Origin of the sequence: Brachybacterium phenoliresistens, assembly GCF_039530785.1 — a bacterium.
GTDB classification, from domain to species: domain Bacteria; phylum Actinomycetota; class Actinomycetes; order Actinomycetales; family Dermabacteraceae; genus Brachybacterium; species Brachybacterium phenoliresistens.
Genome location: NZ_BAAAOW010000003.1, coordinates 160225 through 182694 on the forward strand (window position 1 = coordinate 160225; position 22470 = coordinate 182694).

Consider the following 22470-nt stretch of genomic DNA (forward strand, 5'->3'; position numbering starts at 1 on the left):
CGTACCGATGACCGGATCTGATCCCCGCGTGCCCACCGCCTCCCCGCAGGCGACCGCCGGCGACGTCGACACCGTCGAGCATGCCGCAGGCACCCCCGACCAGCAGCAGCCGTACGCGGAGCTGGGCCTGAAGGACGACGAGTACCAGCAGATCCGCGAGATCCTGGGACGCCGCCCCACCAACGCCGAGCTCGCCATGTACTCGGTGATGTGGTCCGAGCACTGCTCCTACAAGTCCTCCAAGAAGCACCTGCGGGTGTTCGGGGAGCGCACCACCGAGCAGATGCGCGAGAAGCTCCTGGTGGGCATGGGCGAGAACGCCGGCGTCGTGGACATCGGCGACGGCTGGGCGGTGACCTTCAAGGTCGAGTCGCACAACCACCCCAGCTACGTCGAGCCCTACCAGGGGGCCGCGACCGGCGTGGGCGGCATCGTCCGCGACATCATCTCCATGGGCGCACGGCCCGTCGCCGTGATGGACCAGCTGCGCTTCGGCGCGATCGACGCCCCCGACACCGCGCGCGTCGTGCACGGCGTGGTGGCCGGCGTGGGCGGCTACGGCAACTCGCTGGGCCTGCCCAACATCGGCGGGGAGACCGTCTTCGACGCCTCCTACCAGACCAACCCGCTGGTCAACGCCCTGTGCGTGGGCGTCCTGCGCCACGAGGACATCCACCTCGCCTCCGCCACCGGACCGGGCAACAAGGTGGTCCTTTTCGGCGCCCGCACCGGCGGCGACGGCATCGGCGGAGCCTCGATCCTCGCCTCGGAGACCTTCGAGGAGGGCGGGCCCGTCAAGCGCCCCAGCGTCCAGGTGGGCGACCCCTTCATGGAGAAGGTCCTCATCGAGTGCTGCCTCGAGCTGTACGCCGCAGGCACCGTCGAGGGCATCCAGGACCTCGGCGCCGCCGGCATCTCCTGCGCGACCAGCGAGCTGGCCGCCAACGGCGGCTCGGGCATGCACATCGACCTCGAGAACGTGCTGCTGCGCGACCCCACCCTCACCGCCGGCGAGATCCTCATGAGCGAGTCGCAGGAGCGCATGATGGCCGTGGTCAGCCCCGAGAAGCTGGCCGAGTTCGAGGCGATCACCGCCAAGTGGGACGTCGAGGCCGCCGTGATCGGCACGGTCACCGGCGACGGCCGCCTGACCATCGACCACTTCGGGCGCCGCATCGTGGACGTGGACCCCTCCACGGTCGCCGTCGACGGGCCGGTCTACGACCGCCCCTTCGCCCGCCCCGCTTGGCAGGACGCTCTCCAGGCCGACCGCGCGGAGGAGCTGGCGCGCCCCTCCTCCCCCGAGGACATCGCCCAGACCCTGCGCACCCTCATCGCCTCGCCCAACCTGGCCTCCGCCGGCTGGGTCACCGATCAGTACGACCGCTACGTCGGCGGGAACACGGCGCTGGCCATGCCCGATGACGCCGGCGTGATCCGCGTGGACGAGGAGACCGGCCGCGGCGTCGCCCTGGCCACCGACGCCAACGGCCGGTACACCAAGCTCGACCCCCGCACCGGCGCGCAGCTGGCCCTGGCCGAGGCGTACCGCAACGTCGCCACCTCCGGCGCGGTGCCGCTCGCGGTGACCGACTGCCTCAACTTCGGCTCCCCGGAGGATCCGGGCCCGATGTGGCAGCTGGTCGAGGCGATCCACGGTCTCGCCGATGCCTGCCAGGAGCTGGGCGTGCCCGTCACCGGCGGCAACGTCTCCCTCTACAACTCCACCGGCGAGCCCGGCCGCATCGACTCCGCGATCCACCCGACCCCCGTGGTCGGCGTGCTCGGCGTGTTCGACGACGTCGCCCGCCGCACCCCGTCGGGCTGGCAGGACGAGGGCCTGGCGATCTTCCTGCTCGGCACGACCCGCGAAGAGCTCTCCGGCTCCGCCTGGGCCGACGTCGCCCACTCCCACCTCGGCGGCCTGCCCCCGCAGGTGGACCTCGCCGCCGAGCGGGAGCTCGCGGAGATCCTCATCGCCGCCTCCCGCGACGGCATGGTCGACTCCGCGCACGACCTCTCCCAGGGCGGTCTCGCCCAGGCCCTGGTCGAGTCCGTGACCCGCTTCGGCACGGGCGCCCGGATCGTCCTGGACGACGTCCTCCAGCGCGACGGCGTGGACCTGTTCACGGCGCTGTTCTCGGAGTCCCAGGCCCGCGCGATCGTCGGCGTGCCCCGCAGCGAGGAGGTCCGCTTCACCGACATGTGCACGGCGCGGAAGTTCCCGCTGGCCCGCATCGGCGTGACCACCGGCGCGGAGCTGGAGATCCAGGGCGTCGGCGCATTCCCCGTCGCCGAGCTGCGCACGCTGCGCGAGGCGACGCTCCCGAAGCACTTCGGCTGACCCCGCCCGTCCACGCCGGTTCCGGCCGGAAACGATCGGAGTGAATCCGTCGTTATCGCATCGATCGGAGTGAACCCGTCGCTTCCTCGGCGGGAAGCGACGGGCTCACTCCGATCGATGGGGGCTCGAGGGCGACGCCGGGCGGCGTCCGATCCATGGAGGCTCGAGGGCACCGCTGGGCGGCGTCCGATCGATGGAGGTTCGAGGGCGCCGCCGGGCGGCACCGGAGAAGCGCCCGAGGCGCCCCGAGGCGCCCCGCCTCAGCGGACGGTGATGGCTCCGGTGCGGGAGTTCCAGTGCACGGTGCCGCCCTGGAAGCGCTGCTCGACGCCGCCGGTCACCGCGACCTCCTCGCCGGCGGGGAAGCCGAGCGGTCCGGCCTCCCAGCGGGTGCGCGCCCAGTAGGCGCCGATCGCTCCCCCGGTGGCGTGGGCGCCGGTGGCCGGGCTGTAGTGGATGTCGCCGTGCTCGAAGACCTGGGTGGCCCCGCCGCTGATGTCCCGCTCGTTCACGCGCGGGAAGCCGAGCTTCCCGGCCGCGCCGCCGTTGGCGATCCAGCGGGTGCCGATGGCGCCGCGGGTGACGAACGCCCCCACGCCGTCCTTCCAGGAGATCAGGCAGTGCGCGAAGGGCTGCTGGCGGCCCCCGGCGACCGAGCGCTCCGGTCCGGTCGGCGCCCCCAGCACGTCCGCCCCGCCGCCCTCGAGCCAGGTGTTGCGGATCGCGCCGTAGACCTCGTACTCCTCGGGGCCGGTGGTGGTGCTCGGCGTGAACACGACCTCGGCGTCCTCCGAGGACCGCGAGGCCGTGCCGCCCTCGAAGCGCTGGGACACGGCCCCGGAGGACCCGGCGACCGCATCGCCCGTGGGCCGTCCCCAGGACGGGGCCCAGGACCGCACGAAGGGCGTCGCATAGGCCGTCGCGGGCTCCTCGCCCTCGGACAGGACCAGGCCGCCGGTCAGGCGGGTCACCCAGGTGTCCCCTTCCCAGTGGGCGATCTGGTAGACGGTGCCCAGCTCCGAGGAGCCGCCGGCGGCCCGGTAGGCGTCCAGGTGGGTGCGCCAGCCCTCGTCGATGGTGGTCTGCGCGATGTCCCGGATGGCGTCGAGCTGCGCGTACAGCCGGTCGCCGGGGCAGTCGGTGTAGTTCACGTCGCGGTGGGCGAAGATGCGCGGGAGCGACACGGTGCTGCCCGTGGCATGGACGACGTTCGAGGCCGTGACGGTGAAGCGGGCGCTGCCGTGGGCGTCGTCGAGGAAGGAGCCCAGCAGCTTCCATCCGGCGATCCGGCCGACGGCGGAGACGACGGCCGAGGGCACGGCGGTGCTCGAGTAGTCCCCCATCACGCTGATGCCGGCGGTGCGGGAGTTGTAGCCGCGCGCGTGGGCGCCCTCGACGACCCGGTGCAGGCCTCCGGCCCGGCCCTCGAAGATCTGGCCGTACTTGTCGATGAGGATGTTGTAGCCGACATCGGCCCAGCCCAGCGTCTGGGTGTGGTACTCGAGGATGCCGCGCAGGATCTGCGCGGACTGCGTCCTGGTGTACGAGTTCGTGCCGGCCGTGTGGTGGACGACCACGGAGCGCATCTCGTCGTGGCCGGTGGTCGCGCGGGTGAGCGTCTCGTCCGCGCCCCAGGTGGCGCGGCGGATGATCGCCGGGGCGCCCATCAGCAGCGGGGTGGTCGGGTCGGTGCTGGAGAGCGTCGAGGCGGTGGTGGCGCGGGTGCTCGACAGGGTCGCCACGGCGTCCTCGGCGTCGGGCCGCATGGAGCTGTCCGTGCTGGCCTCGGAGGTCGTGAGGACATGGGCGGTCATCGCGGCGGTGGCGTCGGAGCCGTCGAACTCGGCGCGGAACTCGAGCGCGTCGACGGGACCCAGCCAGGCGATCTCCGTCCCGGGAGCCTCGTCCCCGGTGTCGGGGTCGATGGCCGGCTCGAGGTCGTGCCAGTCCCCCCAGCCGCCCCCGACGGAGCGGCCGCGCACGCGGGCGGCGACGTCCGCTCCGGCCGCATCGTCCGCGTCCCAGGTCAGGCCGACCATCGTCGCCGGGGCGTCGGAGACCCGGCGGATCACCGCGCCGTCCGCGGTGCGGCGCTCCGCATCGGCCAGGGGGACCCGGCGCCGGCGGGTGCGGCCTCCGGTCACCTCCGGATCGGCCACGGCCGCCGGGGCGGCGAGACCGATGGTCGCCGCCGGGACGACGGCGGCGGAGGCGGCCAGCAGACCGCGCCGGCTGAGGACGGGCCCGCGGGCGCCGTGCGGCGAGGGCGCGGCGGGGCCCCGGGAGCGGTGCATCGACGGACGGGGGAAGCGTGCATCGGTCATGGCAGGATCTCCGGAGGCGAGAAATGGGGAAGACGCCGGGGCGGCTCCGGGCCGCACGCCGTCAGGGGTCACTGTACGCGAAAGGGCCACCGGAATCTCTTCCGGTGGCCCTTTCGGCGTTCTCCTCGAAGGGGTCAGGCCTTCTCGGAATCCTCCGCGGGGGTCTCCTCGGCGGCAGCCTCGGTCGCCTCGGCGGCGGTGTCCTCGGTGGTGGTCTCCTCGGCGGCGGCCTCGGACTCCTCGGCCTTGGCGGCCACCTTGGCGGCGCCCTCGGCCTCCTTCACCACGGCCTGCTTCGGCGAGTACGCCTCGCTGACCAGCTCGATGACGGCCATCGGGGCGTTGTCGCCCTTGCGGGGGCCGACCTTGGTGATGCGGGTGTAGCCGCCCGGACGCTCGGAGAACGTCGGGGCGATCTCCTCGAAGAGGGCGTGGACCACGCCGCGGTCGCGGACCGTGCGCATGACACGGCGGCGCGAGGCGAGGTCGCCCTTCTTGGCCTGGGTGACCAGGCGCTCCGCGAGGGGACGCAGGCGCTTGGCCTTGGTCTCCGTCGTGGTGATGGACTTGTGACGGAACAGCTCGGTGGCGAGGTTCGCGAGGATCATCCGCTCGTGGGCGGGGGAACCTCCCAGGCGCGCGCCCTTGGTGGGTGCAGGCATTGTCGTTCTCCTAGTTCAAGAAATGTCAGTACTGATCGCCGAAGTCGTCGGAGTAGGAGTCCAGAGCGGCCGACGGGTCGAACCCGGCCGGGGAATCCTTCAGCGACAGTCCGAGGTCGGCCAGCTTCGCCTTGACCTCGTCGATGGACTTCTGCCCGAAGTTGCGGATGTCCAGCAGGTCCGCCTCGCTGCGCGCAGTCAGCTCGCCGACGGTGTGGACGCCCTCGCGCATGAGGCAGTTGTACGAGCGCACGGTGAGGTTGAGGTCGTTGATCGGCAGCGCCAGATCCGCGGCCATCGCCTGGTCCGTGGGCGAGGGGCCGATGTCGATGCCCTCGGCCTCCTCGTTCAGCTCGTGCGCCAGGCCGAACAGCTCGACCAGCGTCTTGCCCGCGGAGGCGACGGCGTCGCGCGGGGAGATCGCCGGCTTGGTCTCGACGTCCACGATCAGACGGTCGAAGTCGGTGCGCTGCTCGACACGGGTCGCCTCGACCTTGTAGGTCACCTTGAGCACGGGCGAGTAGATCGAGTCGACCGGGACGCGCCCGATCTCCCCGTCGATGCCCTTGTTCTGCGCGGCGGACACGTAGCCGCGCCCGCGCTCGACGATCAGCTCGATCTCGAGCCGGCCCTTGTCGTTCAGCGTGGCGATGTGCAGGTCGGGGTTGTGGACCTCGACGCCCGCCGGCGGGGTGATGTCCGCGGCGGTCACCTTGCCCTCGCCCTCCTTGCGGAGGTACATCACGACCGGCTCGTCGTTCTCCGAGGAGACGACGAGGTTCTTGATGTTGAGGATGATCTCGGTGACGTCCTCGCGGACCCCGGGGACGGTGCTGAACTCGTGCAGCACGCCGTCGATGCGGATCGAGGTGACCGCGGCGCCGGGGATGGAGGACAGGAGGGTGCGGCGCAGGGAGTTACCCAGCGTGTAGCCGAACCCGGGCTCGAGCGGCTCGATGACGAACCGGGAGCGGTACTCCGACACGACCTCTTCGGTCAGCGTGGGGCGCTGTGCAATGAGCACGATGTGTCCTTTCTGCGAGCGTCCGCCATATGACGCTCTGGAGGGGGCTCAAGAGGGGTGGGGTCGAGACGTGCCGGGGCCGGTCCGCCGCAGCGGCCCGGGTCCCGGGACGGCCTCAGACGCGCCGACGCTTCGGGGGACGGGTGCCGTTGTGCGGCTGCGGGGTGACGTCCTGGATGGAGCCGACCTCGAGGCCCGTCGCGGTGAGCGAGCGGATCGCGGTCTCGCGACCCGAGCCCGGGCCCTTGACGAACACGTCGACCTTCTTCATGCCGTGCTCCTGCGCGCGGCGGGCAGCGGCCTCGGCGGCCATCTGCGCGGCGTAGGGCGTGGACTTGCGCGAGCCCTTGAAGCCCACCTGGCCGGCGGAGGCCCAGGAGATGACGGCGCCAGTCGGGTCGGTGATGGAGACGATGGTGTTGTTGAACGTGCTCTTGATGTGAGCCTGTCCGTTGACGACGTTCTTCTTGTCCTTGCGGCGCGGCTTGCGCGTCGCGGACTGGCGAGTCTTGGTTGCCATGTGGCGGAACTCCTCGGAAAAGTTCAGATGATCGGTGCGCCGTGCTCAGCGGCGCGGAGTGACTGCGATACGGCGCGGACGCCTCTCGCGCGGCACGGGGAGCGCGTCAGCGCGCCTTCTTCTTGCCGGCGACGGTGCGCTTGGGGCCCTTGCGGGTACGCGCGTTCGTCTTGGTCCGCTGGCCGCGCACGGGCAGGCCGCGGCGGTGACGCAGGCCCTCGTAGCTGCCGATCTCGACCTTGCGGCGGATGTCCGCGGCGACCTCGCGGCGAAGATCGCCCTCGATCCGGTAGTTCGCCTCGATGTGGTCGCGCAGCTGGACGAGCTCCTCGTCGGTCAGCTCGCGCACGCGCTTGTCGCCCGAGATCCCGGTCGATGCCAGGGTCTCGAGGGCGCGGGTGCGACCCACGCCGAAGATGTACGTCAGGGCGACCTCGAGGCGCTTTTCGCGCGGGAGGTCGACGCCCACCAGACGTGCCATAGTGCAGTTCTCCTACTTGTTCTCGGAGGCCTGATCCGACTCCTCGCGTTCCACGGATCCGGGGATCCGCCGCGCCGCAGCCTCCGCACTGCGGGTGTCCGATCGGCGGGGCCGATCGGCGGTGTCGTCTCTTCTGTTGTGTGTCCGCGGTGCGGACGGGTGGCCCGGGGGCCGTGTCGCCGTGGCGACGGATGGCGCAGGTGCGACCGGGTCGGGGGACCCGATCAGCCCTGGCGCTGCTTGTGACGCGGGTTGGAGCAGATGACCATGACGCGCGAGTGGCGACGGATCACCTTGCACTTGTCGCAGATCGGCTTGACGCTCGGCTTGACCTTCATTTCTTCCTTCTCACGAGAGGGAGGACGCCCGCTGGGCGCCCCCGATCTTCACCGCCGGGCGGCGTCGATCACTTGTAGCGGTATACGATGCGGCCCTTGTCGAGGTCGTAGGGGCTCAGCTCGACGACCACCCGGTCCTCGGGGAGGATGCGGATGTAGTGCTGCCGCATCTTCCCGGAGATGTGCGCCAGCACCTTGTGCCCGTTGTCCAGCTCGACGCGGAAGCGCGCGTTCGCGAGCGCCTCCGTGACCGTGCCCTCGACCTCGATCACGCCGTCCTTCTTGGCCATGCCTCTCCGATCTCCTCGCCCGTGCCTCGCGGGGCGGGGTCGCTTCGTCTCCGAGCGCGGTCCTGCTCCCCCGGGATCTCCGGGGGGTCTGGGGAACGCGCCGGGGTGGCACCCAGCAGCCCGGACGCTTCACACGCGCAGACAGGACGGAGCACACCCGATCGACCATCCTACACGTGACCGGCCGGAAGGCCGAGAGCAGGAGCGGATGACCCCCATCACTCCTGCAGCGGGTCCGGGGCGATGCGCACGCCGAGCTCGGCGAGCTGCGCGGCCCCGGCATCGGCCGCGGTGAGCACGAGGATCCCCTGCTCGGTCACGGCCACGGAATGCTCCCAGTGCGCGGCCCGGCCGCCGCCGGTGGCCACGACCGTCCAGTCGTCCTCGAGCATCCGCCAGTCGCCGGGGCCCTGGATCAGCATCGGCTCGATCGCCAGGCACATGCCGGCGCGCAGGGCCGGTCCGCGGTCGCGGGTGCGGTAGTTCATGACGTCGGGCGGCTGGTGCATGGCGGTGCCGATGCCGTGCCCGCCGAAGTCCTCGAGATGGGAGAGCTCCTCCCCCGCCGCCGCCTCGACATGGTCCTCGATCGCGGCGCCGATCTCGCCCACGCGCCGGGCTCCCGCGAGGGCGGCGATGCCGGCCCAGAGGGCCCCGCGGGTGACTTCGACCAGGCGGACGTCGGCCTCCGAGCGCGGCGCGCCCACGATGTGGGTGCGGGCGGCGTCGGAGTGCCAGCCCTCGACGATGCAGCCGCCGTCGATGGAGACGACGTCGCCCTCTTCGATCACCCGGGATCCCGGGATCCCGTGGACGACCTCCTCGTTGACGCTGATGCACAGCGTCGCGGGGAAGCCCTGGTACCCCAGGAAGTTCGGCGTCGCGCCCTCGTCGCGGATCATCGTCTCGGCCAGCCGGTCGAGATCCGCCGTGGTCATGCCCGGCCGCAGCTCGGCGGCGAGCATGTCGTGCACGCGGGCGAGCAGCGCTCCGCTGCGGCGCATGATCGAGATCTGCTCCGGGGTCTTCAGCTCGACCTTCGGGCGGCCGCGCAGGGCCATCAGGCGCCGAGCTCCGCCAGCAGCGCCGCGGTGACCTCGTCGATCGATGCCATGCCGTCCACGCGCCGCAGCAGCGAGCGCTCCTCGTACACGGCGATCAGCGGGGCGGTCTGCTCGGAGTACACCTCGATGCGACGACGGATCGTCTCCTCGGTGTCGTCGCTGCGCCCCTGCTCGGCGCCGCGGGCGACCAGGCGCTCCACGACGGCCTCGAGATCGACCTCGAGCAGCAGCACGGCGTCCAGGGACTGCCCGGCGTCCGCGAGGATCGCGTCCAGCGCGCCGACCTGGTCCAGGGTGCGCGGGTAGCCGTCCAGCAGGAAGCCGCCCTGGGCGTCGTCCTGGGCGAGCCGGTCGCGGACCATGTCGTTGGTGACGGAGTCGGGGACGTACTCGCCCTTGTCCATGTAGGACTTCGCGAGCACGCCGAGCTCGGTCTCCTGGGAGACGTTGGCGCGGAAGATGTCGCCGGTGGAGATCGCGGGGATCGACAGGGCCGCGGCGATGCGCTCCGCCTGGGTGCCCTTGCCGGCGCCGGGAGGGCCGACGATCAGCAGCCGGCGCGCCGGGGCGGAGGAGGTGGGGGTGGTCATCGCAGGATCCCTTCGTAGTGGTGCTGCTGGAGCTTCGCATCGATCTGCTTCACGGTGTCGAGGCCGACGCCGATGATGATCAGCAGGGACGCGCCGCCCAGCGGGAAGTTCTGCGAGGCCCCGAGGAACACGAGGGCGAACAGCGGGATCAGCGAGATCACCGCGAGGTAGATCGCGCCGGGCGTCTGGATGCGGTTGATGACGTACTGCAGGTAGCGCTCCGTGGGGCGGCCCGCGCGCACGCCGGGGACGAATCCCCCGTACTTCTTCATGTTGTCGGCGATCTCCTCCGCGTTGAAGGTGATCGAGACGTAGAAGAACGCGAAGAAGATGATGAGGCCGACGTACACCAGCGCGTAGATCCAGGAGAACGACGCCCCCATCACGAGGTGCGTGTTCACCCACTGCACCCACGGGGCGGCCTGGTCGTCGGCGAAGGAGGTGGCCAGCTGCGGCAGGGCGAGGATCGAGGACGCGAAGATCACGGGGATCACGCCGGCCTGGTTGATCTTCACCGGGATGTAGGTGGAGGTGCCGCCGTACATGCGGCGGCCCACCATGCGCTTGGCGTACTGCACCGGGATGCGGCGCTGCGCCTGCTCGACGAACACCATGCCGACCATGACCACGAGGGCCACCAGCACCACGAGGGAGAAGATCATCCAGCCCTGCAGCTGGAAGATCTGGCCCAGGGCGCTGGGGAACGAGGCCGCGATCGAGGTGAAGATCAGCAGGGACATGCCGTTGCCGATGCCGCGCTCGGTGATGAGCTCGCCCATCCACATGATGATCACGGTGCCGACGGTCATGGTCATCACCATGAGCAGCAGGACCGGGATGGACTGGTCGGGGATCACCTCGAGGGCGCAGCCGACGAAGAAGTTGCCCGAGCGCACGAGCGTGATGATGGTGGTGGCCTGCAGGATCGCCAGGCCGATGGTGAGGTACCGGGTGTACTGCGTGAGCTTGGCGGTGCCCGACTGCCCTTCCTTGTGGAGGGCCTCGAACCGCGGGATCACCACGCGCAGCAGCTGCACGATGATGGAGGCGGTGATGTAGGGCATCACGCCGAGCGAGAAGATCGACAGCTGCAGCAGGGCCCCGCCCGAGAAGACGTTCACCATGCCCAGCACGCTGGTGCCGCCCGAGAGCGTCGGCTCCGCGCAGATCATGACGTTCGTGTAGTCGAAGCCGGGGGTCGGGATGAAGACGCCGAGCCGGTAGACGGCGAGAAGGCCGAGGGTGAAGAAGATCTTCGCCCGGAGCTCCGGGGTGCGGAACGCTCTGATGAACGCGTTCACTGGCTAAGTCCCTCCTGGGGTCCGATGGCGGACGAAAGGTCAGTGTGACCGGTCCAGCTGTGGGGCACCGGTGTCGCGCGCGTGCGGCGGCGCTGACCGGCCCCGACCATGACGAAGGGGCACCGCGGCACAGGCTATTCTGCGCCGCGGTGCCCCGTCAAAAGACACTCACGCGGTGGTGACGGACCCGCCCGCCGCGGTGATCTTCGCCTCGGCCGAGGCCGAGAACTTCTGCGCCGTGACGTCGAGCTTGACGCTCACGTCGCCGGTGCCCAGCACCTTGACGGGCTGGTTCTTGCGCACGGCGCCCTTGGCGACGAGCTCCTCGACCGTGACGGTGCCGCCCTCGGGGAACAGCTCCTGCAGGGTCGCCAGGTTCACGACCTGGTACTCGACGCGGAAGGGGTTGGTGAAGCCGCGCAGCTTGGGCAGGCGCATGTGCAGCGGCATCTGGCCGCCCTCGAAGCCGGCCTTCACCTGGTAGCGCGCCTTGGTGCCCTTGGTACCACGGCCCGCGGTCTTGCCCTTGGATGCCTCACCACGGCCGACGCGGGTGCGCGCGGTCTTGGAACCGGGCGCGGGGCGCAGCTCGTGGAGCTTCAGGGGGCTCTGGGAATTGTTCTCAGTCATGGGATTCAGTCCACCTCTTCGACCGTCACCAGGTGGGTGACGGCGCGGATCATGCCGCGGATCTCGGGACGGTCCTCCTTCACCACCACGTCGCCGATGCGCTTGAGGCCGAGGCCGCGCAGGGTCGCACGCTGGGGCTCAGTCCCACCGATGGTGGAACGGACCTGGGTCACCTTCAGCTGCATCACGCACCCACCTTCTCGGCACGAGCGGCGGCACGACCGGCGGCCTGCGCACGCAGCAGGGCGGCGGGGACGACGTCCTCGACCGGGAGGCCACGACGGGCGGCCACGGCCTCCGGCTCCTCCAGCTGCTTGAGCGCCGCGATGGTCGCACGCACGATGTTGATGGAGTTGGTCGAGCCGAGCGACTTGGAGAGCACGTCGTGCACTCCGGCGCACTCGAGCACGGCGCGGACCGGACCGCCGGCGATCACACCGGTACCCGGAGCGGCCGGACGCAGCAGGACGACGCCCGCCGCATCCTCACCCTGGACGGGGTGCACGACGGTGCCCTGGATGCGCGGGACGCGGAAGAAGTTCTTCTTCGCCTCCTCGACACCCTTGGAGATCGCAGCCGGGACCTCCTTGGCCTTGCCGTAGCCGACACCGACGGTGCCGTCGCCGTCGCCCACGACCACGAGGGCCGTGAAGCTGAAGCGGCGGCCGCCCTTGACGACCTTCGACACGCGGTTGATGTTCACCACGCGCTCGAGGAAGGCGGACTTCTCCGCTTCCTGGTTGCGGCCGCCGCGGCCCTCGCCACGACGCCCGCCGCGCTCGCGACCGCCGCCGCTGCGCTCCTCGGTGCTGCTGCTGTTCTCGCCCCGTCGGCCGGTGGCCGCGGGACCGTTGCTTCGCTGCTGTGCAGCCATGTTCAGATCCTCTTCTCGTCCTGGTTCCGGAGGGCGGTCACAGTGCCAGGCCGGCTTCGCGGGCGCCGTCGGCGACGGCGGCCACGCGGCCGTGGTACTTGTTGCCGCCGCGGTCGAAGACGACGGCCTCGATGCCGGCGGCCTTGGCGCGCTCGGCGACCAGGGTGCCGACGGTGCGGGCCTTGTCCGACTTCGTGGCGGACGCGGCGCGCAGGTCCGCCTCCATGGTGGAGGCCGAGGCCAGCGTGACGCCCTGGGAGTCATCGACGACCTGGACGAACACGTGGCGCTGCGAGCGGGTGACGACCAGGCGCGGACGCGCCGGGGTGCCGACCACACGACGACGCACGCGCAGGTGACGACGGCCGCGAGCACGCAGCTTGCTGCCGACGCGACCCTTGGTGTGCTTGAGTGCGTAACCCATGATCACTTACCAGCCTTTCCGGCCTTGCGCAGGACCGTCTCGTCCGCGTAGCGCACGCCCTTGCCCTTGTAGGGCTCCGGCTTGCGCAGCTTGCGGATGTTGGCCGCGACCTCGCCCACCAGCTGCTTGTCGATGCCGCTCACCGAGAACTTGGTGGGGGTCTCGACCGCGAAGGTGATGCCCTGGGGCGCCTTCACCACGACGGGGTGGGAGAAGCCGAGGGCGAACTCGAGGTCCGTGCCCTTCGCCGTCACGCGGTACCCGGTGCCGACGATCTCCAGCTTCTTCGTGTAGCCCTCGGTGACCCCGAGGACGATGTTGTTGATGAGCGTGCGCGTCAGGCCGTGCAGGGCCTTGTTGCGGCGCTCCTCGTCGGGACGGGAGACGACGATGGAGCCGTCCTCCGCACGCTCGACGGTGAGGGGCTCGGGGACCTGGTGGGTCAGCTCGCCCTTGGGGCCGCTGACCGTGACCGTGCGGTCCTCGATCTTGACGTTCTGGACAGAGGCCGGCACTGCGACCGGCAGGCGTCCGATGCGGGACATTTCGCCTCTCCTCTTCCGCTCACCAGATGTAGGCGAGGACTTCCCCACCCACACCCTTCTTGGCTGCCTGCTTGTCGGTCAGGAGACCGCTGGACGTGGACAGGATCGCCACGCCCAGGCCGCCGAGGACCTTGGGCAGATTGGTGGACTTGGCGTACACGCGAAGGCCGGGCTTCGAGATGCGGCGGATGCCGGAGATGGCGCGCTCGCGGCTCTGGCCGTACTTCAGCTCGAGGACGAGGGTCTTGCCGACCTCGGCCTCCTCCTCGTGCCAGCCGAGGATGTAGCCCTCGGCCTTGAGGATGTCCGCGATTCGGCTCTTCAACTTCGAATACGGCATGGACGCGGTCTCGTGGTACGCCCCGGAGGCGTTCCGGATCCGCGTGAGCATGTCCGCGATCGGGTCGGTCATGGTCATGTCTGTAGCTTCTTCCTCACCTGGTTTCCTTCACCGACGTGCGGCTCGGGACCTATGGTGATAGTCCTTACCAGCTGCTCTTCGTGACGCCGGGGAGCTCACCGCGGTGAGCCATCTCCCTCAGGCACACGCGGCACAGCCCGAACTTGCGATACACCGAGTGCGGACGGCCGCACCGCTGGCACCGGGTGTAGGCGCGCACCGCGAACTTGGGCTTGCGCTCCTGCTTCTTGATCAGGGCGGTCTTTGCCATGTCAGTTCTCCTTGAAGGGGAAGCCGAGCAGCTTGAGCAGCGCGCGTCCCTCGTCGTCGGTCTTCGCCGTGGTCACGACCGTGATGTCCATACCGCGGACCCGGTCGATCTTGTCCTGGTCGATCTCGTGGAACATGACCTGCTCCGTGAGACCGAAGGTGTAGTTGCCGTTGCCGTCGAAGTGCTTGGGCGACAGTCCGCGGAAGTCGCGGATGCGCGGAAGCGCGGTCGAGAGCAGACGGTCCAGGAACTCCCACATGCGGTCGCCGCGCAGCGTGACGTGCGCGCCGATCGGCATGCCCTCACGCAGCTTGAACTGGGCGATGGACTTGCGGGCCTTGGTGACCTGCGGCTTCTGGCCGGTGATCTGGGCGAGATCGCGGATCGCGCCGTCGATGACCTTGGAGTCGCGCGCGGCGTCGCCGACGCCCATGTTCACGACGATCTTCGTCAGGCCCGGGACGAGCATGACGTTCTCGTAGCCGAACTGCTCGGTGAGCTGGCCCTTGATCGTCTCGCGGTAGGTGGTCTTCAGACGCGGGGTGGGCGCCTGGGTGGCGGTCTCGGTCATCAGATGTCCTTCCCGGAACGCTTGGCGAAGCGGACGCGCACCTGCTTGGTGCGGCCGTTCTCGAGCTCCACGGTCTCCACGCGGTAGCCGACCTTGGTGGGCTTGTTGTCCTCCGGGTCGACCAGCGCCACGTTCGAGACGTGGATCGGGGCCTCGCGCTGCTCGATGCCACCGGCGCCGCCGGCCTGCGTCGGCTTCAGGTGGTGGGTGCGGCGGTTGACGCCCTCGACCAGCACGCGCTGGCTCTCGGGGAAGACCTGCAGGACCTTGCCCTGCTTGCCCTTGTCGCCCGCCTTCAGGCCGCGCTTGGCGGCCTTGTCCTCGTCGCTGGTGCGACCGGTGATGACCTGGACCAGGTCACCCTTCTTGATCTTGATCTTCGACATGATCAGATCACCTCCGGGGCGAGCGAGACGATCTTCATGAACCGCTTGTCACGCAGCTCGCGGCCCACGGGGCCGAAGATGCGCGTGCCGCGAGGCTCGCCGTCGTTCTTGAGGATCACCGCTGCGTTCTCGTCGAAGCGGATGTAGGAACCGTCGGCACGACGGCGCTCCTTGCTGACGCGGACGACGACGGCCTTGACCACATCGCCCTTCTTGACGTTGCCACCGGGGATCGCGTCCTTGACGGTGGCCACGATGGTGTCGCCGATGCTGGCGTAACGGCGACCGGAGCCACCGAGAACGCGGATGCAGAGGATCTCCTTGGCACCCGTGTTGTCGGCGACCTTGAGTCGCGACTCCTGCTGAATCACTCCGTACTCCTGTCGTCTCGCCGGTTCTCTCACCGGCGTTAATGGGCGGTGCGAGCCTGGCGGAACGGATGGTGGACCGTTGCCCGGCACCCGCCCCGGCGGGGCGGTGGTCGGTGCGGTCGGCCTCGGGCATCAAAAAACCCTCCGGCGGACTCAGGCACACGCCGCAGCATCGGCCGGATGGCCGGTGCAGCACGGGCGGTGCGAGGTCTCCGTCGGGGGATGGACGCTGCCGTCCGCGAGAGCCATGGCACGATACGCCCGCCGCGGACCGGGGTCCGCGCCCGATGGGCACGACGCGTCACGACATCGCAACCGTTCCAGCATACGGGAGGCGGGCGGCAGGCGATAGGGCGGGTGCCGGGAGGGACATGTGTCCTTGCTCATGAACGGCCGAATCGTGCCGATCCCGGTTCCCTCGGCCCCTCCCGATGGGGTAGGGCCTCGCGGGGCTCCGAGGGGCCGGCCCCGAGCGCTGCGGAGGGCACCGGCCCGAGGGGTGGCCCCTCGGGTCTAGGCGCCGGGGGCGACGTACCAGTACGACGTCGCGCCGTCGCAGGCCTCGGGGATGTCCAGGCCCGCGGACGCCTTCCCGGAGCCGGAGCCGCCGAGCCGGACGGCGTCGCCCCCGGCGTAGGTCTCCGGCCGGGGATCGGTGACCTCGAAGATGAGATGGGATCGGGAGCCTCCGTGATCCAGCACCATGCAGCCGTCCTGCTCCGCGATCGTCCCTTCGACGAGCGCGGAATCGCCCATCCCCGTGGCCGGCATCGTGATCCAGGTCAGGCCCGACTCCCCCACCGGGTCCCCCGAGCCGGCGCATCCCATGGCGCCCGCAGCGAGCGCCACCGACAGGACGGCCGAGGCCGCGGCCGCCGCCGGACGCCGCGGCCCTCGCGCTCCGAGCCGCCCCGCCGTGCGGATCGCCGCTCCACGGGCCTCCCGCTCTCGTCTCGCCATCGGCCCAGAGTTCTGGTAGCCGCTGCCGGAGCGGCCTCCCCGCCGCGTCCCGGGGCATCCTCTCCTCCCGGCGGGCGCGTGCCCGCTCCCCCGGCGTCCCCCTCCGTCGGCGCGCCGCCCGGGATTCCCGCCGCCCCACGGCGCTCTCGCGCCTCCTACACTCGACGGATGATCGACATCGACGTCGCACGACGACTCCGAGATGCCGGGCTCTCGTGGGAGCCCTCCGACGGCGACCTGTTCGCCATCGACACCGAGCTGCTGCGGGACGACGCCTTCATGCTGTCCTCCATGGTGATCGAACGGGGCCTGGGCCGACACGGCGAACGGATCTTCAAGTTCAACGGCACCACCGAGTGGGCGCTGGACTCCATCGAGCAGCACGAGGCGATCTGGATCCCCCGCGAGGAGCAGCTGCGCGAGGCGCTCGGCCCCGCGTTCCGGAGCCTCGAGCTGCGCGAGGACGGCCATCACACCGTGCGCTTCCGCGCGGGCCCCGACGGTGCGCAGCAGGAGGTCAGCGCCCCCAGCGCGGAGGACGCCTACGCCGGCGCCCTGCTGGTCGCCCTCACCGCCGCCTGATCGATCCGGCCGTCCGGGTCCGCCGCCCCGGCGGGCACGCCGGGGCGGCCCGCGGCCGCCGGGGACGACGAGACGGGCCGGACCCCCGAAGGGATCCGGCCCGTCTCATGCATCGGGTGCGGTCACGAGGACCGTCCGATCACTTGGCCTTCTCGACGACCTCGACCAGGCGCCACCGCTTGGAGGCGGACAGCGGTCGGGTCTCCATGATGAGGACGCGGTCGCCGATGCCGGCGACGTTCTCCTCGTCATGGGCCTTGAACTTCTGCGTCTTCTTCATGACCTTGCCGTACAGAGCGTGCTTCACGCGCTCCTCGACCTCGACGACGATGGTCTTGTCCATCTTGTCGGAGACGACGAACCCGTTCAGGGTCTTGCGGTACGGACGCTCGTGCGAGGAGGCGTGCGTGCCCTCCTTGGCGAGGCCCTCGGTGGAGTTCTCGTTCATGGTTTCTCAGTTCCTCGCTTCGCGGTCACTCGGCGGAGCCGGGAGCCTGACGGATCCCCAGCTCGCGCTCGCGCAGGATCGTGTAGATCCGCGCGATGTCCTTCTTGACGGACCGCAGTCGTCCGGTGCTCTCGAGCTGCCCGGTGGCGGACTGGAAACGAAGCTTGAACAGCTCGTCCTTGGCCTTCGCCAGCTCGTCGGCCAGCTTGGCGTCGTCGAGCTTGTCGAGCGCTTCAGCGGTGAGCTTGGTCGCTGCCATCAGATGTCACCACCCTCTCGGCTCAGAATGCGGCACTTCATGGGGAGCTTGTGGATCGCGAGGCGGAGAGCCTCCCGAGCCACATCCTCCGGGACGCCCGCGACCTCGAACATGACGCGGCCGGGCTTGATGTTGGCGATCCACCACTCGACCGAACCCTTACCGGAGCCCATGCGGACCTCGGCAGGCTTCTTGGTGAGCGGACGATCGGGGTAGATGTTGATGAACACCTTGCCGCCACGCTTCATGTAGCGCGTCATGGCGATTCGAGCGGCCTCGATCTGACGGTTGGTGACGTAGGCCGGCGCGAGCGCCTGGATGCCGTAGTCGCCGAACGCCAGCTCGGTGCCACCCTTGGCCATGCCGCTGCGGGTGGGGTGGTGCTGCTTGCGATGCTTGGTCCTGCGCGGGATCAGCATGTCGCTCAGGCCTCCGTTCCGGACTCAGCGGGCGCGGACGCCTGCTCGGCAGGGGCGGAGGTCTGCGGGGCAGACTCGGTGCCCTGACGCGCGGCGGCGTTGCGCTCGTTGCGACGACCACGGGGACGCTCGGCACGCGGGCCGCGTCCGCCGGAGCGGGGGGCCTGCGTCGCGGCCTGGGCCGCGAGCTCCTTGGCGGTGACGTCGCCCTTGTAGATCCACACCTTCACGCCGATGCGGCCGAAGGGGGTGCGGGCCTCGTAGAAGCCGTAGTCGATGTTCGCGCGGAGCGTGTGCAGCGGCACACGGCCCTCGCGGTAGAACTCGCTGCGGCTCATCTCGGCGCCGCCGAGGCGGCCGGAGACCGCCACGCGGATGCCCTTGGCACCGGCGCGCTGCGCGGACTGGATGCCCTTGCGCATGGCGCGACGGAAGGACACACGAGCAGCGAGCTGCTCGGCGATGCCCTGCGCCACCAGCTGGGAATCGGCCTCGGGGTTCTTGACCTCGAGGATGTTCAGCTGGATCTGCTTGCCGGTGAGCTTCTCGAGCTCGCCGCGCAGACGCTCGGCCTCCGCACCACGACGCCCGATGACGATGCCCGGGCGGGCGGTGTGCAGGTCGACGCGGACGCGGTCACGGGTTCGCTCGATCTCGACCTTGGAGATGCCGGCGCGCTCGAGCCCCTCGGACATGAGCTTGCGAATCGCGACGTCTTCCTTCACGTAGTCGCGGTAGCGCTGCCCCTCCTTGGTGGAGTCGGCGAACCATCGGCTGGTGTGCTCCGTGGTGATCCCGAGGCGGAACCCATTGGGATTGACCTTCTGGCCCATTCGGGACTCCTTACTTGTTCGCGGGAGCGACCACCACGGTGACGTGGCTGGTGCGCTTCTTGATCTGGAAGGCACGACCCTGAGCACGCGGCTGGAACCGCTTCATGGTCGGACCCTCATCGACGTACGCGGCGGAGACGACGAGCTCGCGCTCGTCGAACCGCTCCCCCGCCTGATCGGCCTTCACGCGGGCGTTGGCGATCGCGGACTGGACGAGCTTGAGGACGGGCTCGCTGGCGGCCTGCGGTGCGAACCGCAGGGTGTCCAGGGCCTCGGCCGTGCTCTTGCCACGAATCAGGTCGACAACGCGCCGGGCCTTCATGGGCGTCATGCGGAGATACCGCACCTGCGCCTTGGCTTCCATTGCTTCCTGCTTTCTCTTCGAGTTCGAGAAGTGCAGTCGCTGCTGACCGGGGTCAGCGACGACGGCCCTTCTTGTCGTCCTTCTCGTGGCCCTTGAAAGTCCGCGTCGGGGCGAACTCGCCGAGCTTGTGGCCGACCATCGACTCGGTGACGAACACCGTGACGTGCTTGCGACCGTCATGCACTGCGAAGGTGTGGCCGAGGAAGTCCGGGGTGATGACCGAACGGCGCGACCAGGTCTTGATGACGTTCTTGGTGCCCTTCTCGTTCTGCACGTCCACCTTCTTCTGAAGGTGGTCGTCGACGAACGGGCCCTTGGAAATGCTGCGTGGCATGTTTCTGACTCCCTATCAGCGCTTCTTGCCCGTGCGACGACGGCGCACGATGAGCTTGTCGCTTTCCTTGCCCGGACGGCGCGTGCGGCCCTCCGGCTGGCCCCAGGGCGACACGGGGTGACGACCACCGGAGGTGCGACCCTCGCCACCACCGTGCGGGTGGTCGACCGGGTTCATCACGACACCGCGGACGTGCGGGCGCTTGCCCTTCCAGCGCATGCGGCCGGCCTTGCCCCAGTTGATGTTCGACTGCTCGGCGTTGCCGACCTCGCCGATGGTGGCGCGGCAGCGGGCGTCCACGTTGCGGATCTCGCCGGAGGGCATGCGCAGCTGCGCGAAGCGGCCCTCCTTGGCGACCAGCTGCACGGAGGCGCCGGCGGAACGGGCGATCTTCGCGCCGCCGCCGGGGCGGAGCTCGATCGCGTGGATGACCGTACCCAGCGGGATGTTCCGCAGGGGCAGGTTGTTGCCGGGCTTGATGTCGGCCTCGGGGCCGTTCTCGATCCAGTCGCCCTGACGCAGCTTCGCCGGCGCGAGGATGTAGCGCTTCTCGCCGTCCGCGTAGTGCAGCAGCGCGATGCGCGCGGTGCGGTTCGGGTCGTACTCGATGTGCGCGACCTTGGCGTTCACGCCGTCCTTGTCGTGACGACGGAAGTCGATCACGCGGTACGCGCGCTTGTGGCCACCGCCGCGATGACGGGAGGTCACACGGCCGTTGTTGTTGCGGCCGCCCGACTTCGACAGGGGGCGCACCAGCGACTTCTCCGGCGTGGAACGGGTGATCTCGACGAAGTCGGCGACGCTCGAGCCGCGACGGCCCGGCGTAGTCGGCTTGTGCTTACGAATTCCCATGGTGGGTTTCCCTCAGACTCTCTACGGCTCTTCGGTGATCAGTCGCCTCAGGCGACCGATCCTCCGAAGATGTCGATGGTTCCGTCGGTCAGGGTCACGATGGCGCGCTTGGTGTCCTTGCGCTTGCCCATCCCGAAGCGCGTGCGGCGCGTCTTGCCCTGGCGGTTGATCGTGTTCACCGAGGCCACCTTGACGTCGAAGATCTTCTCGACGGCGATCTTGATCTCGGTCTTGTTGGCGCGCGGGTCCACCAGGAAGGTGTACTTGCCCTCGTCCATCAGCCCGTAGCTCTTCTCAGAGACGACCGGGGCGAGCAGGATGTCGCGCGGGTCCTTGTTCAGCGAGGTCACTTCGAATCCTCCTCAGCGGATGCCCGGACGGCGGGCACGAAACCGGCGGCCTCAGCGGCCTCCGGGGTCGCGAACCAGACCTCGGCCTTGGTGCGGCCGTACCACGGGGAATCCTGGGTGTGGTACTTCTTCGAGTCCTTGTTGCCCTTGATGGTGAAGCCCTCGGGGGCGGAGCCATCGGCCAGCGGGGACGCGGAGCCCTCACCGAAGGGACCCTCGACCGCAGCGGCCGGAGCGGCCTCGGCGGCGGGAGCCGCCTGCGCGGCGGGGGCGGCCTCGGCGGCCGGGGCGGCGGCCGGAGCAGCCTTCGCGGTGCCGAAGGTGGGCAGGGACAGGGTGGCCTGGGCCACGAAGTCCTCGAGCGCGCCGGAGGTGAACACGACGTCGTCGGAGAGCATGACGTCGTAGGTGTTCAGCTGATCGGCGTACAGGACGTGCGCGGTGGGCAGGTTGCGCGAGCTGAGCGCACCGAGCTCGTCGTCACGACGCACGACCACCAGCAGGTGCTTGCGGTCGGAGACGGCGGCCAGGGTCTTCAGCGCGGCCTTGGTGGACGGGGCGTCCCCCTCGAGGAGGGCGGACACGACGTGCACGCGGCCGTTGCGGGCCCGATCCGAGAGGGCACCGCGCAGGGCGGCGGCCTTCATCTTCTTCGGGGTGCGCTGGGAGTAGTCGCGCGGCACCGGGCCGTGCACGACGCCACCGCCGGCGAACTGCGGAGCGCGGGTCGAGCCCTGGCGGGCGCGACCGGTGCCCTTCTGCTTGTAGGGCTTGCGACCGCCGCCGGAGACCTCGCCACGGTTCTTCGCCTTGTGCGTGCCCTGGCGGGCAGCGGCCTGCTGGGCGACGACGACCTGGTGGATCAGCGGGATGTTGGTCTGCACGTCGAAGATCGACGCGGGCAGCTCGGCCGTGCCGGACTTCTCACCGGCCGGCGAGAGCACGTCAATGGTCAGATTCTCTGCCATCGGTCTCAGGCCTCCTTCACGGGGCTCTTGGCAGCCGAGCGGACCAGCACGAGACCGCCCTTGGGGCCGGGGACGGCACCCTTGACGAGCACGAGGCCCTTCTCGACGTCGACCGCGTGGACGGTCAGGTTCTGGACACTGGTGCGGACGTTGCCCATGCGGCCGGCCATGCGCAGGCCCTTGAACACGCGTCCGGGGGTGGAGGCGCCGCCGATCGAACCGGCCTTGCGGTGGTTGCGGTGCGCACCGTGGGAGGCGCCGACGCCCGAGAAGCCGTGACGCTTCATGACACCGGCGGTGCCCTTGCCCTTGGTGGTGCCGACGACGTCGACCTTCTGGCCGGCGGCGAAGACCGACGCATCGATCTCCTGGCCGACGGTGTACTCGGCGGCGTCGAGGGTGCGCAGCTCGGCGAGGTGACGGCGCGGGGTCACGCCGGCCTTCTCGAAGTGGCCCTTCAGCGGCTTGGTCACCTTGCGGGGGTCGATCTGCCCGAAGGCGATCTGGATGGCGTCGTAGCCGTCGGTCTCGACGGAGCGGACCTGGGTCACGACGTTCGAGCCCGTCTGGACGACGGTCACGGGGACGAGCTTGCCGTTCTCGTCCCACACCTGGGTCATCCCGAGCTTCGTGCCCAGGACGCCGGCGACGGCGCGGGCGCGCTGGCCTGTCAGTTCGTTGCTCATCTCGA

The 22470-nt window shown here is 70.0% G+C and carries 33 protein-coding genes; 2 read left to right on the forward strand and 31 right to left on the reverse strand.

The window, feature by feature from the left end; translation table 11 throughout:
* The first annotated feature begins 7 nt into the window (after nucleotides 1-7).
* Nucleotides 8-2344 carry a phosphoribosylformylglycinamidine synthase subunit PurL gene (gene purL / locus ABD234_RS08320; protein WP_038371369.1) on the forward strand — a complete coding sequence of 779 codons (2337 nt, stop codon included), beginning with the start codon at nucleotides 8-10 and terminating at the stop codon, nucleotides 2342-2344.
* A gap of 260 nt (nucleotides 2345-2604) precedes the next feature.
* Here the strand turns inward: purL and ABD234_RS08325 are convergent, their stop codons facing one another.
* The 21 genes from ABD234_RS08325 to ABD234_RS08425 form a co-directional block, all read right to left on the reverse strand.
* The gene (locus ABD234_RS08325; RefSeq protein ID WP_344355208.1) at nucleotides 2605-4668 is read right to left on the reverse strand and encodes an N-acetylmuramoyl-L-alanine amidase; all 2064 of its coding nucleotides are present in this window, start codon (nucleotides 4666-4668) and stop codon (nucleotides 2605-2607) included.
* Nucleotides 4669-4802: 134 nt separating this feature from the next.
* Entirely contained in the window at nucleotides 4803-5330 is a 528-nt protein-coding gene (gene rplQ / locus ABD234_RS08330) for a 50S ribosomal protein L17 (RefSeq protein WP_038371367.1), read from the reverse strand.
* A gap of 25 nt (nucleotides 5331-5355) precedes the next feature.
* Nucleotides 5356-6354, reverse strand: a complete 999-nt coding sequence (locus ABD234_RS08335) for a DNA-directed RNA polymerase subunit alpha (RefSeq protein ID WP_038371365.1) — start codon at nucleotides 6352-6354, stop codon at nucleotides 5356-5358.
* Nucleotides 6355-6469: 115 nt separating this feature from the next.
* The gene (gene rpsK, locus ABD234_RS08340; protein ID WP_038371364.1) at nucleotides 6470-6874 is read right to left on the reverse strand and encodes a 30S ribosomal protein S11; all 405 of its coding nucleotides are present in this window, start codon (nucleotides 6872-6874) and stop codon (nucleotides 6470-6472) included.
* A 106-nt stretch (nucleotides 6875-6980) separates the two neighbouring features.
* Entirely contained in the window at nucleotides 6981-7355 is a 375-nt protein-coding gene (gene rpsM / locus ABD234_RS08345; RefSeq protein WP_038371363.1) for a 30S ribosomal protein S13, read from the reverse strand.
* A 224-nt stretch (nucleotides 7356-7579) separates the two neighbouring features.
* Nucleotides 7580-7693, reverse strand: coding sequence for a 50S ribosomal protein L36 (gene rpmJ, locus ABD234_RS08350; protein ID WP_038371361.1), 114 nt, complete (start codon nucleotides 7691-7693; stop codon nucleotides 7580-7582).
* Nucleotides 7694-7761: 68 nt separating this feature from the next.
* A complete protein-coding gene (infA, locus tag ABD234_RS08355) occupies nucleotides 7762-7983 on the reverse strand; it encodes a translation initiation factor IF-1 (RefSeq protein WP_038371360.1) in 222 nt (73 codons plus the stop codon).
* 218 nt (nucleotides 7984-8201) lie between these two features.
* Nucleotides 8202-9044 (reverse strand): type I methionyl aminopeptidase, encoded by an 843-nt coding sequence (gene map / locus ABD234_RS08360; RefSeq protein ID WP_344355219.1) that lies wholly within the window; start codon nucleotides 9042-9044, stop codon nucleotides 8202-8204.
* Entirely contained in the window at nucleotides 9044-9637 is a 594-nt protein-coding gene (locus tag ABD234_RS08365) for an adenylate kinase (RefSeq protein WP_038371358.1), read from the reverse strand. Before ABD234_RS08365 ends, map begins: the two co-directional genes overlap by 1 nt.
* Complete coding sequence (gene secY, locus ABD234_RS08370) at nucleotides 9634-10938, reverse strand: preprotein translocase subunit SecY (protein WP_038371357.1); 1305 nt, start codon at nucleotides 10936-10938, stop codon at nucleotides 9634-9636. The genes ABD234_RS08365 and secY overlap by 4 nt, the downstream gene beginning before the upstream one ends.
* Before the next feature lie 168 nt (nucleotides 10939-11106).
* Nucleotides 11107-11568: a 50S ribosomal protein L15 gene (gene rplO, locus ABD234_RS08375; protein WP_038371356.1), complete on the reverse strand. Its 462-nt coding sequence runs from the start codon at nucleotides 11566-11568 to the stop codon at nucleotides 11107-11109.
* 5 nt (nucleotides 11569-11573) lie between these two features.
* Complete coding sequence (gene rpmD / locus ABD234_RS08380; protein ID WP_038371355.1) at nucleotides 11574-11756, reverse strand: 50S ribosomal protein L30; 183 nt, start codon at nucleotides 11754-11756, stop codon at nucleotides 11574-11576.
* A complete protein-coding gene (gene rpsE / locus ABD234_RS08385; RefSeq protein WP_038371354.1) occupies nucleotides 11753-12442 on the reverse strand; it encodes a 30S ribosomal protein S5 in 690 nt (229 codons plus the stop codon). Before rpsE ends, rpmD begins: the two co-directional genes overlap by 4 nt.
* Nucleotides 12443-12479: 37 nt before the next feature.
* Entirely contained in the window at nucleotides 12480-12866 is a 387-nt protein-coding gene (rplR, locus tag ABD234_RS08390) for a 50S ribosomal protein L18 (protein ID WP_038371488.1), read from the reverse strand.
* Between the two features lie 2 nt (nucleotides 12867-12868).
* Complete coding sequence (gene rplF, locus ABD234_RS08395; protein ID WP_038371353.1) at nucleotides 12869-13411, reverse strand: 50S ribosomal protein L6; 543 nt, start codon at nucleotides 13409-13411, stop codon at nucleotides 12869-12871.
* Nucleotides 13412-13430: 19 nt separating this feature from the next.
* Nucleotides 13431-13829 carry a 30S ribosomal protein S8 gene (gene rpsH, locus ABD234_RS08400; RefSeq protein WP_038371352.1) on the reverse strand — a complete coding sequence of 133 codons (399 nt, stop codon included), beginning with the start codon at nucleotides 13827-13829 and terminating at the stop codon, nucleotides 13431-13433.
* Between the two features lie 67 nt (nucleotides 13830-13896).
* A complete protein-coding gene (locus tag ABD234_RS08405; protein ID WP_038371350.1) occupies nucleotides 13897-14082 on the reverse strand; it encodes a type Z 30S ribosomal protein S14 in 186 nt (61 codons plus the stop codon).
* A gap of 1 nt (nucleotide 14083) precedes the next feature.
* Nucleotides 14084-14653, reverse strand: a complete 570-nt coding sequence (rplE, locus tag ABD234_RS08410; RefSeq protein ID WP_038371348.1) for a 50S ribosomal protein L5 — start codon at nucleotides 14651-14653, stop codon at nucleotides 14084-14086.
* Nucleotides 14653-15039: a 50S ribosomal protein L24 gene (gene rplX / locus ABD234_RS08415; protein WP_038371346.1), complete on the reverse strand. Its 387-nt coding sequence runs from the start codon at nucleotides 15037-15039 to the stop codon at nucleotides 14653-14655. Before rplX ends, rplE begins: the two co-directional genes overlap by 1 nt.
* Nucleotides 15040-15041: 2 nt before the next feature.
* Complete coding sequence (rplN, locus tag ABD234_RS08420; protein ID WP_038371345.1) at nucleotides 15042-15410, reverse strand: 50S ribosomal protein L14; 369 nt, start codon at nucleotides 15408-15410, stop codon at nucleotides 15042-15044.
* 513 nt (nucleotides 15411-15923) lie between these two features.
* Nucleotides 15924-16370, reverse strand: coding sequence for a hypothetical protein (locus tag ABD234_RS08425; protein WP_344355228.1), 447 nt, complete (start codon nucleotides 16368-16370; stop codon nucleotides 15924-15926).
* A 168-nt stretch (nucleotides 16371-16538) separates the two neighbouring features.
* Here ABD234_RS08425 and ABD234_RS08430 point away from each other — a divergent pair, with 168 nt between their 5' ends.
* Nucleotides 16539-16952, forward strand: coding sequence for a hypothetical protein (locus tag ABD234_RS08430; protein ID WP_344355230.1), 414 nt, complete (start codon nucleotides 16539-16541; stop codon nucleotides 16950-16952).
* 139 nt (nucleotides 16953-17091) lie between these two features.
* Here the strand turns inward: ABD234_RS08430 and rpsQ are convergent, their stop codons facing one another.
* The 10 genes from rpsQ to rplC are packed head-to-tail and all read right to left on the reverse strand — an operon-like array spanning nucleotide 17092 to nucleotide 22465.
* Entirely contained in the window at nucleotides 17092-17400 is a 309-nt protein-coding gene (gene rpsQ / locus ABD234_RS08435; protein WP_038371340.1) for a 30S ribosomal protein S17, read from the reverse strand.
* Between the two features lie 25 nt (nucleotides 17401-17425).
* A complete protein-coding gene (gene rpmC, locus ABD234_RS08440) occupies nucleotides 17426-17659 on the reverse strand; it encodes a 50S ribosomal protein L29 (protein WP_038371339.1) in 234 nt (77 codons plus the stop codon).
* Complete coding sequence (gene rplP / locus ABD234_RS08445; protein ID WP_038371338.1) at nucleotides 17659-18078, reverse strand: 50S ribosomal protein L16; 420 nt, start codon at nucleotides 18076-18078, stop codon at nucleotides 17659-17661. The genes rpmC and rplP overlap by 1 nt, the downstream gene beginning before the upstream one ends.
* Before the next feature lie 5 nt (nucleotides 18079-18083).
* Complete coding sequence (rpsC, locus tag ABD234_RS08450; protein ID WP_344355234.1) at nucleotides 18084-18911, reverse strand: 30S ribosomal protein S3; 828 nt, start codon at nucleotides 18909-18911, stop codon at nucleotides 18084-18086.
* Nucleotides 18912-18921: 10 nt separating this feature from the next.
* Nucleotides 18922-19275: a 50S ribosomal protein L22 gene (gene rplV, locus ABD234_RS08455; protein ID WP_038371335.1), complete on the reverse strand. Its 354-nt coding sequence runs from the start codon at nucleotides 19273-19275 to the stop codon at nucleotides 18922-18924.
* A gap of 52 nt (nucleotides 19276-19327) precedes the next feature.
* Nucleotides 19328-19609, reverse strand: coding sequence for a 30S ribosomal protein S19 (rpsS, locus tag ABD234_RS08460; RefSeq protein ID WP_038371333.1), 282 nt, complete (start codon nucleotides 19607-19609; stop codon nucleotides 19328-19330).
* 15 nt (nucleotides 19610-19624) lie between these two features.
* Nucleotides 19625-20461, reverse strand: coding sequence for a 50S ribosomal protein L2 (rplB, locus tag ABD234_RS08465; RefSeq protein ID WP_038371332.1), 837 nt, complete (start codon nucleotides 20459-20461; stop codon nucleotides 19625-19627).
* Between the two features lie 47 nt (nucleotides 20462-20508).
* Nucleotides 20509-20811 (reverse strand): 50S ribosomal protein L23, encoded by a 303-nt coding sequence (gene rplW / locus ABD234_RS08470; protein ID WP_038371330.1) that lies wholly within the window; start codon nucleotides 20809-20811, stop codon nucleotides 20509-20511.
* A complete protein-coding gene (gene rplD / locus ABD234_RS08475; RefSeq protein WP_038371328.1) occupies nucleotides 20808-21779 on the reverse strand; it encodes a 50S ribosomal protein L4, sunset domain variant in 972 nt (323 codons plus the stop codon). The genes rplW and rplD overlap by 4 nt, the downstream gene beginning before the upstream one ends.
* A 5-nt stretch (nucleotides 21780-21784) precedes the next feature.
* Nucleotides 21785-22465 (reverse strand): 50S ribosomal protein L3, encoded by a 681-nt coding sequence (rplC, locus tag ABD234_RS08480; RefSeq protein ID WP_038371326.1) that lies wholly within the window; start codon nucleotides 22463-22465, stop codon nucleotides 21785-21787.
* Nucleotides 22466-22470 lie beyond the last annotated feature (5 nt).